Annotated in this window: 15 protein-coding genes; 8 read left to right on the top strand and 7 right to left on the bottom strand. The window is 62.5% G+C overall.

Annotation, left to right across the window (positions count from 1 at the left end; all coding sequences use genetic code 11):
- The first annotated feature begins 65 nt into the window (after window positions 1-65).
- Window positions 66-521 carry an Lrp/AsnC family transcriptional regulator gene (locus A7317_RS25320; protein WP_024077541.1) on the top strand — a complete coding sequence of 152 codons (456 nt, stop codon included), beginning with the start codon at window positions 66-68 and terminating at the stop codon, window positions 519-521.
- A complete protein-coding gene (locus A7317_RS25315) occupies window positions 514-1,209 on the top strand; it encodes a cyclase family protein (protein ID WP_024077542.1) in 696 nt (231 codons plus the stop codon). The genes A7317_RS25320 and A7317_RS25315 overlap by 8 nt, the downstream gene beginning before the upstream one ends.
- A 207-nt stretch (window positions 1,210-1,416) precedes the next feature.
- Here the strand turns inward: A7317_RS25315 and A7317_RS25310 are convergent, their stop codons facing one another.
- From A7317_RS25310 to A7317_RS25300, 3 genes are all read right to left on the bottom strand, one after another.
- The gene (locus tag A7317_RS25310) at window positions 1,417-2,028 is read right to left on the bottom strand and encodes a PolC-type DNA polymerase III (protein WP_024077543.1); all 612 of its coding nucleotides are present in this window, start codon (window positions 2,026-2,028) and stop codon (window positions 1,417-1,419) included.
- 46 nt (window positions 2,029-2,074) lie between these two features.
- Complete coding sequence (locus A7317_RS25305; RefSeq protein ID WP_024077544.1) at window positions 2,075-2,551, bottom strand: NYN domain-containing protein; 477 nt, start codon at window positions 2,549-2,551, stop codon at window positions 2,075-2,077.
- Between the two features lie 128 nt (window positions 2,552-2,679).
- Window positions 2,680-3,441, bottom strand: a complete 762-nt coding sequence (locus A7317_RS25300; protein ID WP_024077545.1) for a DUF2076 domain-containing protein — start codon at window positions 3,439-3,441, stop codon at window positions 2,680-2,682.
- 181 nt (window positions 3,442-3,622) lie between these two features.
- Here A7317_RS25300 and A7317_RS25295 point away from each other — a divergent pair, with 181 nt between their 5' ends.
- Together A7317_RS25295 and A7317_RS25290 are read left to right on the top strand one after the other, a co-directional pair.
- Window positions 3,623-4,282 (top strand): YciC family protein, encoded by a 660-nt coding sequence (locus A7317_RS25295; RefSeq protein WP_024077546.1) that lies wholly within the window; start codon window positions 3,623-3,625, stop codon window positions 4,280-4,282.
- A 40-nt stretch (window positions 4,283-4,322) separates the two neighbouring features.
- On the top strand, window positions 4,323-5,411 hold the full coding sequence (locus A7317_RS25290) for an endonuclease/exonuclease/phosphatase family protein (RefSeq protein WP_024077547.1): 1,089 nt from the start codon (window positions 4,323-4,325) through the stop codon (window positions 5,409-5,411).
- A gap of 123 nt (window positions 5,412-5,534) precedes the next feature.
- On the opposite strand, the gene hrpB is transcribed toward A7317_RS25290, so the two are convergent.
- The gene (gene hrpB / locus A7317_RS25285) at window positions 5,535-8,045 is read right to left on the bottom strand and encodes an ATP-dependent helicase HrpB (protein ID WP_069077054.1); all 2,511 of its coding nucleotides are present in this window, start codon (window positions 8,043-8,045) and stop codon (window positions 5,535-5,537) included.
- 183 nt (window positions 8,046-8,228) lie between these two features.
- On the opposite strand from hrpB, the gene A7317_RS25280 reads away from it, so the two are divergent.
- Together A7317_RS25280 and A7317_RS25275 are read left to right on the top strand one after the other, a co-directional pair.
- A complete protein-coding gene (locus tag A7317_RS25280; RefSeq protein ID WP_024077549.1) occupies window positions 8,229-8,648 on the top strand; it encodes a hypothetical protein in 420 nt (139 codons plus the stop codon).
- A 15-nt stretch (window positions 8,649-8,663) separates the two neighbouring features.
- Complete coding sequence (locus tag A7317_RS25275) at window positions 8,664-9,557, top strand: cation diffusion facilitator family transporter (RefSeq protein WP_024077550.1); 894 nt, start codon at window positions 8,664-8,666, stop codon at window positions 9,555-9,557.
- Here A7317_RS25275 and A7317_RS25270 read toward each other — a convergent pair.
- Window positions 9,554-10,639, bottom strand: coding sequence for a DUF6515 family protein (locus tag A7317_RS25270; protein WP_069077053.1), 1,086 nt, complete (start codon window positions 10,637-10,639; stop codon window positions 9,554-9,556). The two genes, A7317_RS25275 and A7317_RS25270, sit on opposite strands and share 4 nt — an antisense overlap.
- Window positions 10,640-11,069: 430 nt before the next feature.
- Between A7317_RS25270 and A7317_RS25265 the strand changes: the two genes are divergently transcribed.
- Both A7317_RS25265 and A7317_RS25260 read left to right on the top strand, forming a co-directional pair.
- On the top strand, window positions 11,070-11,549 hold the full coding sequence (locus tag A7317_RS25265; protein WP_003194418.1) for an Lrp/AsnC family transcriptional regulator: 480 nt from the start codon (window positions 11,070-11,072) through the stop codon (window positions 11,547-11,549).
- A 224-nt stretch (window positions 11,550-11,773) separates the two neighbouring features.
- On the top strand, window positions 11,774-11,983 hold the full coding sequence (locus tag A7317_RS25260) for a DUF2788 domain-containing protein (RefSeq protein WP_025858220.1): 210 nt from the start codon (window positions 11,774-11,776) through the stop codon (window positions 11,981-11,983).
- On the opposite strand, the gene A7317_RS25255 is transcribed toward A7317_RS25260, so the two are convergent.
- Entirely contained in the window at window positions 11,978-12,613 is a 636-nt protein-coding gene (locus A7317_RS25255; protein WP_069077052.1) for a pseudouridine synthase, read from the bottom strand. The two genes, A7317_RS25260 and A7317_RS25255, sit on opposite strands and share 6 nt — an antisense overlap.
- A gap of 71 nt (window positions 12,614-12,684) precedes the next feature.
- Window positions 12,685-14,157, bottom strand: coding sequence for an AMP nucleosidase (gene amn / locus A7317_RS25250; RefSeq protein ID WP_024077553.1), 1,473 nt, complete (start codon window positions 14,155-14,157; stop codon window positions 12,685-12,687).
- Window positions 14,158-14,213: the final 56 nt, after the last annotated feature.

The following is a 14,213-nucleotide window of genomic DNA, read 5'->3' as shown; positions in this document are numbered from 1 at the left end:
TCAAAGCATGGTTATGAGGGCTATAAACCATGCTTTCGAAAGCCACCTGGCGTTGGAGCCTTTTCATGGACAAATATGACCGCATGCTCCTCAGCGCCCTGCTCGAAGACGGCCGTGCCTCTTACGCGCAACTGGCCCGCACAGTAAACCTCTCCGCCCCCGCCGTGGCCGAACGCGTGGCCAAGCTTGAGGCCAGCGGCGTGATCACCGGTTATCAGGCCAAGGTAGACCTGTCCAAAGTGGGTTTGCCGATTCAGTGTGTGATCGAACTGCGGCTGACCAACCATGGCAGCCAGAAGGTTTACGACGCCCTGGCGGAAATTCCCGAACTGACCGAGTGCCACCGCGTCACGGGCGATCCGTGCGTGATCATGCAAGCGGCGGTGGGGTCGATGCCGGAGCTGGAGAACCTGATCAACCGGATAGCGAAGTTCGGGTTCAGCAAGACCTCGATTATTTTGTCGAGCGCGATAGAGCGGCGAGTGCCGCTGGCGCAGTTGGAGGGCAAAAACGGTGGTTAAACACAGCCAGGTCGTCAGCCTCAGCCACCCGATCAGCCGGCGTATTCCGCTGTGGCCGGGCGATCCCCCCGTGGTGTTTGAAGACGTCGCGTCGCTGGATAAGGACGGCTATTTCCTGAGGCGTTTCAGCCTGGGCGAACATAGCGCCACCCATATGAATGCGCCGAACAGTTTTTATGCCGGCGGGATGGGAATTGATGGTTATCAACCCGAAGACTTGGTGCGGCCCGCGGTAGTGATCGATGTGCACGGTAAAACCCGGAGCAATCCAGATTACGAAATCAGCCCACAGGATATTGAAGCGTGGGAACGTCAACACGGTCTTATCGAACCTGGCTCGGTGGTGCTGATGTACACCGGCTGGCAACACCTCTGGAACGATCCGATAGCGTTTTTTGGACAGGACGCGCAAGGCTCACACTTCCCTGGGATTGGTGAAGCGGCGATTCGGTTCTTACTCGAACAGCGCCAGATTGCCGGGGTTGGCATTGATACCCACGGGGTTGATCCAGGGCAAAGCACCGCCTTCGCGACAAACCATGCGGTATTGGCCGGAAATGGGATTGTGCTGGAATGCCTGACCCACCTCGACCGGCTACCGGCCAAGGGCGCCACGTTAGTGATAGGGGTACTAGGGCTGGAAGGCGGTTCGGGATCACCCGCATCGGTAATGGCATTTATTCCCTGACTTGCAGGCAGGCCCTGCCGACGCCATCGCAGGCAAGCCAGCTCCCACAATAGACCGCATGCAGTACGGGCTACTCGGTCAACTGTGGGAGGGGGCTTGCTCCCGATAGCGGAGTGTCAGTCACCAGATGTACCGGCTGACCCGCTGCATCGGGGGCAAGCCCCCTCCCACACTTGGAACTTCGGTGTTCTTGGAGTTGTGGCTGGCTCAAAACCCGCGATGCTTCTTCAAATGCTCATTGATCTTCGCCGCCGGCACTTTCTGCAGGGTGCACAGCAGGTCGTGGGACAGTTCGCGCAAGCCATGGGTGCGCCGCAGTTCCTGGGCCAGGTGCGCCGTGAGGTTGGCGGCCATTTCCGCATCCGCCAGCGCTCGGTGAGCCTGGCCGGTGTGGGGCAGTTGGGCGTAGGCGTTGAGGGTGCCGAGCTTGTGGTTGGGCGCAGACGGCATCAGGCGGCGGGCCAGCAGCAGGGAGCAGGCGAATTTTTGCAGGCGGGTGCGGCGGATCAGGCCGAGTTCGAAGTCCCAGAACTTCTGGTCGAACGCAGCGTTGTGCGCCATCAGCGGCGTGGTACCGACGAACTCGTTGACTTCGTTCATCACCCGCTCGGCCGGCGGGGCACTGCGCAGCATGGCGTTGCTGATGCCGGTCAGTTGTTCGATAAAGCCCGGCACTCTGACGCCGGCGTTCATCAGGCTCTGGTAGCGGTCCACGATCTGCCCGCGCTCGAGGATAACCACCGCGATTTCCGTGGCCCGGCAGTGGCTGCTCGGGGTGATGCCAGTGGTTTCAAAGTCGATGACCGCTATACGTTCCAAACCTGTTCCAACTCCGTCTAACTATTCATTTATTGAGCCGCAGCGCTTATTTGAGTAGCAGCGCGCCTTCGATCGGCACGTAGCGGCTGGCGGCGCGTATCAATGAGTTGGCCGTCAGCCCCGGTACGCCATAGGCCACGGCTTCGACGCCGTGCTTGTGGATGATGCGGTCGAGCAGCATGTCGAAATCACCGTCGCCGGAGGCCAGTACGATTTCGTCGACGTGGTCGGCGGCGTCCATGATGTCGATGGTAATGCCCACGTCCCAGTCGCCCTTGGCCGAGCCGTCGCTGCGCTGGATATACGGCTTGAGCTTTACGGTAAAGCCGAGGTTGCGCAGGATCTGCTGGAACTGCTGCTGTTTGCTGTCGCCACGGTCGATGGCATAGGCGTACGCCTCGACAATCTGCCCGCGAGAGCTGATGTCCGCCCACAAGGCGGCGTAGTTGAAGTGGCAGCCGTACGCCTGGCGCACGGTGTAGTAGAGGTTTTGTACATCGGCGAACACTGCAATTTTCTTCACCGCACTTCCCCATGACTGCCACTTGGACCCCGGACCCAAAGGCCCGGAAAGGTTGCCAGTATGCCAGCCACAGGAAAGTTTCCGGGAAAAATCAGACCGGGATGTTCAAGCACCCCGGTCTGGTTGCGTCAGACAAAGGAATCGTCGTCGCCGAAGGAGGAGTCGTCGTCGGAATAATCGTTGTCGGCGAAGCTGTCGGAGTTGCCGCCGCCCCAGCTGTCATTGCCGGCGAACTTCTGGTCATCGTTGCCCCAGTTGCTGTTATCGCTGGCCGGTGCCGGCTCTTCACGGATAATTTCTTCCACGACTTGCGGCTGTTGCGAGTTGTGGTTGAACAGGCTGCTGATCCCTTCGGCCAACATCACACCACCGGCCACGCCTGCGGCGGTTTTCAGCGCGCCACCGAGAAAACCACTGCCAATCGGCGCGGCAGGCTGTTGAGGCTGCTGATAGTTCTGCTGCGGTGCGCCGTAGTTCTGTTGTGGCGCAGGCTGGCCAAACGAAGGCCGTGCCGGTTCACGCCAGCCGCCGCCCGAAGACGCCGGGGCGCTCGGGGCCGGTTGGGCATCCCGGGAACCGCCGCCAAAGATGCTCGACAGGAAGCCACCGCTGCTCGGGGCCGGCTGCGCGGCCTGGGACTTGGCGCGCTGCAACTCATCCTGCAGTTGCTGGATCTGCTGTGCCTGCTGCTTGTTCTGCTCGTCGAGACTCTTGAGTGCGTGTTCCTGTACCAGGATCGACTGGGTCATGTAATACCCGGCGGCCGGTTGGCGAGTCATGTGCTCCTTGATCCGCGCTTCGGCCTGGGCGTCGCGGGGGGCTGAGTCCGTTTCGGCTTGCTGCAACCGTGAAAACAGTCCATCGATCAGGGTTTGCTCTTCGCTATTCATGGCGACCTCGTTAGATTGCCGGTAAAAAACAGGGGCCGGCCTATGATCGGGCCGGTGTATGTCAGTTATGGGGGTGTTACCAGTTGTTTCAATGATCTTTACTCAAGGTTTACGTTTGCTTGCCTACGGCACCTATCGGTTAAAGTGTGCCCCTGCTTTTTTTCGGCCTGTGATGACTCTGATGAATCCGTTAGACGTACTGCGCGACTCTTTCCGTTTTACCCAGCGCAACCTGGGTGCCATCGTCCAACTGTGCCTGCCGTTGGTGATCCTCGAAGCCCTGTTGCAACAGGTACTCGACCACACGCTCGGCCCGGATGCCTTCCCCGGCTATAGCGTGGTGGTGGGGTTACTGGTGTACCCGCTCTACACCGGCGCGCTGATCCTGTTCCTCGACGCCCGCACCCGTGGCGAGTCGCCGCGCACCAAGGATGTATGGGCCATGGCCCTGACCCTGTGGCCGCGCTTCGCCTTGCTGACGGCGATGAGCACCCTGCTGATCTTGCTCGGGCTGTCACTGTATTTCCTGCCGGGCCTGTGGCTGATGGTGGTGCTGGCGTTTGCCGAGTACCTGCTGGTGCTGCGCGGTATGTCGGCGCTGGAGGCGATGAAGGAAAGTTTCCGCCTGACCCGTGGGCATTTCTGGCGAATCCTGGTGTGCCTGCTGTGCGTCATGACGCCACTGTGGCTGCTCAAGGGCGCCAGCGTGGCGGCGTATCCCGAGCCCGCGCCGTTGCTGGGCCTGCTGATCGACAGTGCCCATAGCTTCCTGCAATTGTTTACCAGTGTGGTGCTGTTCCGTTTATTCATGCTGATCGGTGGCGATGCCGACGCGCGGTGATATGCTCCGTGTCACCCCTGAAACGCTATAAGCCGAGCCGATGACCCGTTTATTGCGCATCACCCTGCTGAGCCTGCTGATCCTTGCGGGCCTGCTGACGGCCCTGATCTACAGCCTGACCTGGCGCCCCGCCGACAAGGAAATCCTGCCCGTAAGCTGTGTCGCGCCCCGTGCGCCGACCCTGCTGCCGGGGCAGGCGCTCAAGGTCATGACCTGGAACGTGCAATACCTGGCCGGCAAGAACTACGTGTTCTGGTACGACACCGCTGACGGCAGCGGACCGGACGAGCGCCCCACCGTCGAAGACATGGCTTTCAGCCTCGACGAAGTGGCGCGGGTCATCCGCGACGAGCAACCCGACATCCTGTTGTTGCAGGAACTTGACGAAGGCGCCAAACCCTCCCACTACCAGGACCAGGTGGCGCTGCTGCAAGAGCGACTCGTCGACCTCTACCCGTGCAGTGCCCAGGCCTTCGACTGGAAAGCCGACTTTATCCCCAACCTGCATATCTTCGGCAGCGTCGGCCGCAAGCTGGTGACATTGAGCCGCTACCAGATCGAACACGCCGAGCGCCTGCAATTGCCGGTACCGCCCGCCAATATCATCAGCCGGCAGTTCCAACCCAAGCCGGCGTTGCTGCTGACCTACCTGCCGCTGAGTGATGGCGGCCAACTGGCGGTACTCAATACCCGCCTGGATGGCGACGCCCCGGGGCGTTCAGCCGTGCTGGAGCAAGTGCAGGCAACGGTGAAGCTGCTGGATAAGTTCGAAAGCCGTGGCACGCCGTGGTTGATTGGTGGGGATTTCAACCTGCTGCCGCTGGGGCAGTTCCTGCGCCTGGACGCCGGCAAGCGCGGCCAGTATTCGCCGGACAGTGAGCTGCATTTGCTGTGGGATAAGTACCCGATGATCCCAAGCAACAGCGAATCCAGCGGGATTGATCGTGAGAAATGGCTGACGCATTTTCCCAATGACCCGAATATCGATGGCCCGGATCGCACCCTGGATTACCTGTTCTACAGCTCGCGGATCAAGCGAGTGGAGGCCAAGGTACGGCAGGAGGATACGTTGCGTATTTCCAACCATCTGCCGGTGATTGCACGGTTCTTGCTGCCGGCCGCGCAATAGTCAATGTGGGGGGGTGGTGCGACGGTTCGCACTTGCCCCCGATGGTGGCGTGTCAGTCAGCTCATCTGTAACCGATCCACCGCTATCGGGGGCAAGCCCCCTCCCACATTTTGATCTTTGGCATTACGACTTTCGGGGTTTGATCCGCGCGGTCGGCTCGGCTATCAGCGGGTCGTCCGGCCAGTAATGCTTGGGATAGCGCCCCTTCAGATCCTTCTTCACGTCGGCGTAGGTACTGCGCCAGAAGTTCGCCAGATCCTGGGTCACCTGCACCGGCCTGCGCGCTGGGGACAATAGGTGCAACTTCACCGCCTGCCGGCCACCGGCGATGCGCGGCGTGTCCGCCAGCCCGAACAGTTCCTGCAAACGCACCGCCAGGATCGGCGGCTGTTCGCTGTAGTCCAAACGCACCGATGAGCCCGACGGCACTTTCACATGCTGCGGCGCCAGTTCGTCCAGGCGTTGGGGTAGCGGCCAAGGCAACAGGTTGTGCAGGTAGCTGGAGATATCCAGGTTGGCGAAATGGCTCAGGCGCGAGACTTTGCCCAGGTAGGGCATGAGCCAGTGCTCCAGGCTGGCCAGCAGGGCGCTGTCGCTGACGTCGGGCCATTCGCTGGTTTTGCCGGCGTCGAGCTGGCGCAGCAACAGGACGCGGGCCTGCCATTGACGCAATTCCGGGGTCCAGGGCAACAGCTCCAGGCCCTTGCGGCGCACCAGGTTGACCAGCGCCTGGTTGCGCGCGGCTTCATCCAGGCCCGTCAGGGGTTCGCGGCTGAGCACCAGCTCGCCGACTTTGCGCTGGCGTTCGGCGCGCAACACGCCTTCGCGCTCATCCCAGTCCAGTTGGTCAACGTTGCGCACTTGCTCGGCGAGCACTGTCTCGAACAGCGCCGGATCAAAGTCGGCCGCCAGGTAGATGCGTTCTTCGCGCTGGCCCTGGCGGCTGCCCAGGTCAGCGATCACCAGCCAGGGTTGTTTCATCAGGCTGTCAGCCTCGGCGAACAAGGCCGCACGGCCGTTGGCCAGGCGGTATTCAGCGCCACCGGGGCGACGTTGTTGGGCGACGCGGTCGGGGTAGGCCAGCGCCAGCAAGGCACCGAGCCAACGTGGGTGGTCGGGATCGGCCACCGGTTGGGTCGCCTGGCCACGTAAATAGCCGCGGTATTGCCGAGCCAGTTGCTTGGCGCGCTGCACCCCGCCTTGGGTACCCCGCGCACGTTCTTCGCCAGACATTAATGCCAGGCGACTGTGCAAATCGGCGCCGCCACCGCGCAGGATATCGCGCTCGCCTAACAGCGCGGCGACGTCACACGCAGTGGCCGCCAACCCCAAATCCTGACCGCGCAACAGCAGATGGGCGATCCGTGGATGGGCGGGCAACTCGGCCATTTTCTGGCCATGGGCGCTCAGCTTTTCGTCATTCAAGGCGCCCAGCCGTTGCAGCAGGTCCTGGGCCTGGGCATAGGCCGCGGACGGCGGCACATCCAGCCAAACCAACTGCGCGGGCGTGACGCCCCAGCGCGCCAGTTGCAGAGCCAGGCCAGCGAGGTCGGCCGCGAGGATTTCCGCACTGCCATAGGCGGCCAGGCCGTCGTGCTGGTCTTCGGACCACAAGCGATAGCACACGCCCGGTTCCAGGCGCCCGGCCCGGCCCGCGCGCTGGGTCGCGCTGGCGCGGGAAATGCGCTGGGTATCGAGACGGGTCATGCCGCTGCCGGGGTCAAAGCGTGGGACCCGCGCCAACCCGGCGTCGATCACCACGCGCACGCCGTTGATGGTCAGGCTGGTCTCGGCGATGTTGGTGGCCAGCACCACTTTGCGCTTGCCCGTGGGCGCCGGGTCGATGGCCGCGCGTTGGGCGTTGAGGTCGAGTTCGCCATGCAGCGGGCACAGCAGCACGTCACTGCGCTCCCCCAGGGCGTCGGCCAGTTGCTGGTTGACCCGGCGAATCTCCGCCTGCCCCGGCAGAAACACCAGCACGCTGCCGGTTTCGTCATGCAGGGCGTCGAGGATGGTTTGCACCACACGCGGCTCGATAAACTCGCCGGCCTGGTACGGCCGCCCCCAGCGCATCTGCACCGGGAACATGCGCCCTTCGCTGCGCAGGATGGGGGCGTTGTCCAACAAGTCGGCCAGGCGCTCGCCTTCGAGGGTCGCGGACATCAGCAGGATTTTCAGCGGCTGCTCGTCGCGAAACAGATCGCGGCCGTTCAGGCTCAAGGCCAGCGCCAAGTCGGCGTCGAGGCTGCGCTCGTGGAATTCATCGAAGATCAGCAAACCCACGCCGTCCAGCGCCGGGTCGTCCTGCAGGCGGCGGGTGAGGATGCCTTCGGTGACGACTTCAATGCGGGTGTTGGGGCCGACCTTACTGTCGAGACGGATGCGGTAGCCGACCGTTTCGCCGACTTTTTCCCCCAATTCGCTCGCCAGGCGTTCGGCCGCGGCACGGGCCGCGAGGCGCCGAGGTTCGAGCATCAGGATGGTTTGCCCGGCAAGCCACGGCTCATTCAATAAGGCCAAGGGCACGCGGGTGGTTTTACCGGCGCCGGGGGGCGCTTCCAGCACGGCTTCATGGCGATTCGCCAAGGCGTCACGCAGGGCGGGTAAAACATCATCGATCGGCAACGAATTCATACTGGCTCCAAAGCAGAGCGGCGAGTATAACGGCGAACTGCCGGGTGCCGGTGGTGGTCTCCTATAGGCGCGAGCTTGCTCGCGAAAAACCACAGCGCACCACACACATTCACGCAGTACGCGTTATCGTTAACGTCTTTCGCGAGCACGCTCGCGCCTACAGTGACTGACAGGAGATTTTCCATGCGTATCGCTTCCCGTGTTATCGGCGGTGTCCTCGCCGTCACCCTGCTGAGCCAACTGACGGCCTGCGGCTCGATTTTCTACCCCGACCGCCGTGGCCAGATCGACGGCAAGATCGACCCGACCATCGCCGTACTCGATGCCGTGGGCCTGCTGTTCTACGTCATCCCTGGCCTGATCGCCTTCGGCGTCGACTTTGCCACCGGCGCGATCTACTTCGAACCGGGCAAGACCGCCCAGGTTGCCCCGGAAAAACTGCGCGAAGCCATCGGCGCGGACGGCAAGGTCGACAACGCCAAGTTGCAAACCATCATCCAGAAAGAAACCGGCCGCACCCTGCCGCTGGACGACCCGCGCATGATCCAGTTCAAGGGCAGCGTGCAGCAGTTGGCCGCCCTCGGCCTGCAACCGTCCGCCTAAGGATTTGACCCACCTATGACCAGCAATCCCGAACACGCCCGGCTGTTGCGCCTGGCCACCCGCGCCTCCGTCGGCGTGGCCAGTGTGCTGATTATCACCAAGGCTATTGCCTGGTGGCTCAGCGGCTCGGTGAGCATGCTCGCCGGCTTGACCGACTCGTTGCTCGATGGGGTGACCTCGCTGCTCAATTTGCTGGCGGTGCACTACGCCCTGCGCCCGGCCGATGACGATCACCGTTACGGCCACGGCAAGGCGGAGTCCCTGGCGGGCATGGCGCAAGCGTTGTTTATCGCCGGCAGTGCGGTGCTGATTGCGTTGCAGGCATTTGAACGGATCAAGCATCCCGAACCGGTGGGCGCGCCGTGGCTGAGCATCGGGGTGATTATTTTGTCCCTGGCGCTGACCGTGGCCCTGCTGATCCTGCAACACCGCGTGGTGCGGGAGACCGGGTCCAGTGCCGTGCGTGCCGACTCGCTGCACTACCGCTCGGACCTGCTGCTCAATGGCAGCATCTTGATTGCGTTGGTGTTGGCCGGCTTCGGCTTTCATCAGGTCGACGCCTGGTTCGGCCTGGGCATTGCGGCCTACATTCTGTGGAGCGCGATCCAGATCGCTCGGGAAAGCTTTGCGGTGCTGATGGATGAAGAGCTGCCGCCAGATGTCAGCCAGCACATGCTGGAACTGGCCCGTGGCGTGCCCGGTGTGCTGGGCGCCCACGACCTGCGCACACGTATCTCTGGCAACCACTGGTTTGTGCAATTGCACCTGGAGTTACCGGGGGAGTTGACCCTGACCGTGGCCCATGGCATCAGCGACCAGGCCGCCGATGCCATTCACCAGGCCTACCCGCGCGCCGAAGTGCTGGTGCACGCCGACCCGCTGGAAGTGGTGACCGGCGCCAAGGCCTAGTACTGCACCTGGTAGCCGCGACTGCTCAGGCAGTTGCCCTGGGCCTGGCGGTAGGTCTGCACCACCGCCGGGTCGGGGGCGTACGTAACGGCTTGCGGATCGAAACCGCTTTGTTGCACCGCCCAGCGATAACAGTCGTAGCCGTCCTGTTGCACTTGGGCTGGCGACTGCCCGTTCGCCGGGTAAGCCACCACGTCATAGCCATTACCCTGCGGTGCCGGTGGAGGCGTGGGCACGGCGGTCGGCGGTTCCACCACCACGTACTGCTGGGTGCTGGTTTCGTAGGTGTAGTAGGCACCCGCGGCGAGGAAGAACAGCGCGCCGCCCACCCACACTTCCCGCGCGTAATCCGGCAGGTAATGCACGCGGATGCCGTACGGCGGCGCCACCACGACGTAGCGTGGGCCTTGCGGGCGGTACCAGTAGCCACCCGAAAAGAAGTAGTCCTGGCCACGGTAAGGCACGCGGTAGTTGCGGTCGGGGAAACGGTCAACGGTGTAGCCGGGGCGGTACTGCGGGCCCGGACCCCAACCATTGCCGTGCCCATCGGGACGGCCCGGCCAGCGGATGTCATTGGGGTGACCATTGAAGCCACCGCCCGGACGTGGGCCGGGACCATTGCCGGCCTGCCAGTGCGGATTGCCATCGTTACGGCGTGGGATGTCCTGATAATAGTCTTGGCGCGGCTCCTGGGTCTGGCGGACGGTGTCCGGACGGCCCTGGATCGGCAGGTTATTCGCCGGCTGCGGCTGCGGTGCTGGCCGAGGCTGCTCAGCCCCTTGTGGGCGACCTTGCCACTGCCCACCCTCGTGCTGCTGTTGCTCGGCGCGATCAAAATGCTGGTTCTGTGGACGGGGTTGATTGTTTTCCGGTCGTGGCTGGTTGTTTTCCGGCCGTGGTTGATTGTTCTGCGGGCGCGGTTGGTTATTTTGCGGGCGCGGCTGTTCATTACCTTGCCGTCCGCCCTCAGGCCCTCTTTCATGCTGGCCACCGCCTTCGGGACGCGGGTCTTCTGCCATTACTTGCGTGCCGACGGTCACCATCAGCAAACCTACACCTGCCATACGCCAGATGCGCTTCATGCTATTCCTCACTGCGGATAAGGGCCTGGAACATGCGGCCTCATAGATAAGACTGGAAAAGCCTCGCCCGGTTCTGAGACAGGTTATCAGTCACGAGAACAATTTTCGCAGACAAAGAAAAAGGGGCGACCCGTCGGCCACCCCTTGAGAATTTCGTCCTGGCTCAACGCTTATGACGTTGGCTCACCTCACGCCGTCTTGTGGACAGTGTGCAGCCTGGAGGCCGGCTCAACCCTGCTGGGGTGGCGGCCGCAACGGGCCTGATTGGGCTCGCTGCAGTGGACTGTTGTCCAGGCGGTGATTCTGTTGGTAATCATAGGCGCGCTGCCCCGACAGATGATTGCGAAGATTGCGTCAATAAACAGTGCTTGCGCAATTTTTAACCCTTCATGGATAATTCACCGCAATAGTTACGACAAAGGCTAACCCAATGAGCAAGCTTGACCGATACGACCTGAGTATTTTGGCGGAATTGCAGCGCGACGCGAGGATCTCCAACCAGGAGTTGGCCGAGCGTATCGGCCTGTCGCCTTCGCCCTGCTCACGCCGGGTCAAGCAATTGGAAGATGACGGCTACATCGCCCGCCAGGTCGCCTTGCTCGACCGCAAGATGCTGGGCCTGAGCCTCACGGCGTATGTGCTGATCGGCATGGATCGCCACACCCCTGAGCGTTTCGAGAACTTCGAAGCGGCGATCCGCACCCTGCCACAGGTATTGGAATGCAGCCTGGTCACCGGGATGGATGCGGACTATCAATTGAAAGTGGTGGTGCCGGACATGGACCACTATCAGAAACTGCTGCTGGGCCACCTCACCCGTATCGAAGGCGTGACCAGCGTGCGGTCGAGCTTTGTGCTCAACCAGGTGCTCAACAGCACCGAATTGCCGCTGACCCACCTGCGTACTTAAGATCAATGAAGGTCAACTGTGGGAGGGGGCTTGCCCCCGATAGCAGTGTGTCAGCCACAGATTAGCTGACTGACCCACCGCCATCGGGGGCAAGCCCCTTCCTACATGGGGTCTGTGTTTCACCCACGAAGTCTGCCTGCGACGCACCGACGCAGGTCAATGTTGCGCCTGTGGCACTGCCGTATACTTGCCGCCTGCCCCCGTCGGAAGAATCCATGAACAACATCGACCCCGCCCTCTTTGAAGAATGGATGATGACCGGCCTGGTCACCCTCCTGATTATTTTCATGGGCTTTATCGTCTGGGACCTGGCGAAGAAGTCCAAGGCCGGGCGCTTTGGCTCGTTCATCCTGTTTTTCGTGCTCGGCCTGGGCGTGGCCGCGTTCATCATCAAGAGCGTGGTGATCGGCCTGATCGAGTCCGGCGCCTTATAAGCGCGCCGGCACTTCCTTCCATTGGCCCTGGTCCAGGCCATCGATCGACCACTCGCCAATGCGCACACGCACCAGGCGTAAGGTGGGCAGCCCCACCGCCGCGGTCATGCGCCGCACCTGGCGGTTTCGCCCCTCACGAATGACCAGCTCCAGCCAGTAAGTCGGCACGCTCTTGCGAAAGCGGACCGGCGGGTTACGCGGCCACAGCTCGGGCTCGTCCAGTTGCCGCGCTTGGGCCGGCAAGGTCTTGCCGTCGTTCAGTTCGACACCCTCACGCAGACGTTGCAGCAGCTCTTCAGTCGGTTCGCCTTCCACCTGTACCCAATAGGTCTTCGCCAGCTTGTGCTTGGGGTCGGCAATTCGCGCCTGCAACTGGCCATCGTTGGTCAGCAGCAACAAGCCTTCGCTGTCGCGATCAAGGCGGCCTGCCGGGTAGATGCCGGGAATGTCGATAAAATCCTTGAGCGTCGCCCGCCCGCCTTCGTCGCTGAACTGGGTCAGCACATCGAAGGGTTTATTGAACAGGATCAACTTCGGCTCGGCCGGTGGCGCCTTGGCAACACGGCGCGCGGCAGAATACGGAGGTTTCACGCCAGGGCGACGCGAATCGGGACGGTTGGGACGGGACATGGCGAAGGAACATCTAACGGTCAGGACCGACAATGCTAGTGGCCTGACCGCCAAATGACCATCCCAACCGCTTAGCGGAACGGCGGCTCGTCGAAGCTGCGCAGTTTGCGCGAGTGCAGCGAGTTGAGTTCGGTGCGCAACAGGTCGACCGCCTCGATGCCGATCTTCAAGTGCTGGCTGACCGCACGCTCATAGAACGCATTGGCCGAACCCGGCAACTTGATTTCGCTGTGCAGGGGTTTGTCCGACACGCACAGCAAGGTGCCGTACGGCACACGCAAGCGGTAGCCCTGGGCGGCGATGGTGCCGCTCTCCATGTCCACGGCCACGGCGCGGGACAGGTTGATCAGCGGGCGCTCCTGGGCCCAGCGCAGCTCCCAGTTGCGGTCGTCGTAGGTCAGCACGGTGCCGGTGCGCAGGCGTTTTTTCAGCTCTTCGCCCTTTTCGCCGGTGACGTTGGCCGCCGCCTGCTGCAAGGCCATCTGCACTTCGGCCAGGGCTGGAATCGGAATGTTTGGCGGCACTACGCGGTCGAGAATCCCGTCGCGACGCATATAAGCGTGGGCCAGTACGTAGTCGCCGATGGTCTGGGATTGGCGCAGGCCGCCACAGTGGCCAATCATCAGCCAGCAATGCGGGCGCAGCACGGCCAAGTGGTCGGTGATGTTCTTGGCGTTGGACGGGCCGACGCCGATGTTGACCAAGGTCACGCCGTGGCCGTCGCTGGCCTGCAGGTGATAGGCCGGCATCTGGTAACGGTGCCAGACCACGCCTGCGGCAATTGCCGACGCTTCGCCGTGGTCCATGCTCTTGTCGATGATCACGTTGCCCGGCAGCACCATGCGGATAAAGCGCGGGTCGCTGCGCAATTGCTCCAGGCCATGCAGGATGAACTGGTCAACGTAGCGGTGGTAGTTGGTCAGCAGGATCCACGGCTGCACATGACGCCAGTCGCTGCCGGTGTAGTGCACCAGGCGGCGCAAGGAAAAGTCCACGCGGGCCGCGTCGAACAAGGCCAGGGGCAACGGGTCGGTGTTTTCCCAATCATAGAGGCCGTCGGCGATACCATCGGTGGCGGCCGACAGGTCGGTGCTGGGGAACACACGGGCCAGGGTCGCGGCGGTCACGCCGGAGCCGGCCAGCTCGTCGCCCTGCTCCACCACGTATGGGTACGGGATGTTCTGTTGGCTGACGCCGACTTCGACCGTCACGGTGAAGTCGTGCATCAACGGCACCAGCTGCTCCAGCAAATACTTACGGAAGGCGGCGGGATGGGTGACGGTCACGCTGTAGGTCCCAGGCAACTGGACCTTGGCATACGCCCGGGTGGTCTGTGGGACTTCGCCGTGGCAGTGGTAGGTCAGGCGCAGTTCCGGGTAGCGAAACAGGGCACGTTGCTCGGCGTCCGGTTCGACGCGGTCCTTGAGGTATTGCTTGAGGGCTTGGTTGAGCGCGCCGGTAGCACGCTCATGCAGAGCCGCCAGCCGGTCCACGGCTTCTTCGGCGGTTTGAACGACAACAAAAGCTTCGGTCACGGTAAGCATCCTGTGTGCTGACTTGCAGGCCTTTATCTTGCCTGTATCCCGGCCTCACTGAAACA

This window comes from Pseudomonas fluorescens, from assembly GCF_001708445.1.
GTDB classification, from domain to species: domain Bacteria; phylum Pseudomonadota; class Gammaproteobacteria; order Pseudomonadales; family Pseudomonadaceae; genus Aquipseudomonas; species Aquipseudomonas gorinensis.
Note: the sequence above shows the minus strand (reverse complement) of the source record. Positions and strands in the feature narration are given on the sequence as shown.

Excerpts from the sequence above, each read along its gene's own strand:
- A7317_RS25320 (WP_024077541.1), top strand. The coding sequence starts at position 66 with ATGGACAAATATGACCGCATGCTCCTCAGCGCCCTGCTCGAAGACGGC.
- A7317_RS25300 (WP_024077545.1), bottom strand. The coding sequence starts at position 3,441 with ATGAATAGCGAAGAGCAAACCCTGATCGATGGACTGTTTTCACGGTTG.
- A7317_RS25295 (WP_024077546.1), top strand. The coding sequence starts at position 3,623 with ATGAATCCGTTAGACGTACTGCGCGACTCTTTCCGTTTTACCCAGCGC.
- A7317_RS25290 (WP_024077547.1), top strand. The coding sequence starts at position 4,323 with ATGACCCGTTTATTGCGCATCACCCTGCTGAGCCTGCTGATCCTTGCG.
- hrpB (WP_069077054.1), bottom strand. The coding sequence starts at position 8,045 with ATGAATTCGTTGCCGATCGATGATGTTTTACCCGCCCTGCGTGACGCC.
- A7317_RS25280 (WP_024077549.1), top strand. The coding sequence starts at position 8,229 with ATGCGTATCGCTTCCCGTGTTATCGGCGGTGTCCTCGCCGTCACCCTG.
- A7317_RS25275 (WP_024077550.1), top strand. The coding sequence starts at position 8,664 with ATGACCAGCAATCCCGAACACGCCCGGCTGTTGCGCCTGGCCACCCGC.
- A7317_RS25270 (WP_069077053.1), bottom strand. The coding sequence starts at position 10,639 with ATGAAGCGCATCTGGCGTATGGCAGGTGTAGGTTTGCTGATGGTGACC.
- A7317_RS25265 (WP_003194418.1), top strand. The coding sequence starts at position 11,070 with ATGAGCAAGCTTGACCGATACGACCTGAGTATTTTGGCGGAATTGCAG.
- A7317_RS25255 (WP_069077052.1), bottom strand. The coding sequence starts at position 12,613 with ATGTCCCGTCCCAACCGTCCCGATTCGCGTCGCCCTGGCGTGAAACCT.
- amn (WP_024077553.1), bottom strand. The coding sequence starts at position 14,157 with ATGCTTACCGTGACCGAAGCTTTTGTTGTCGTTCAAACCGCCGAAGAA.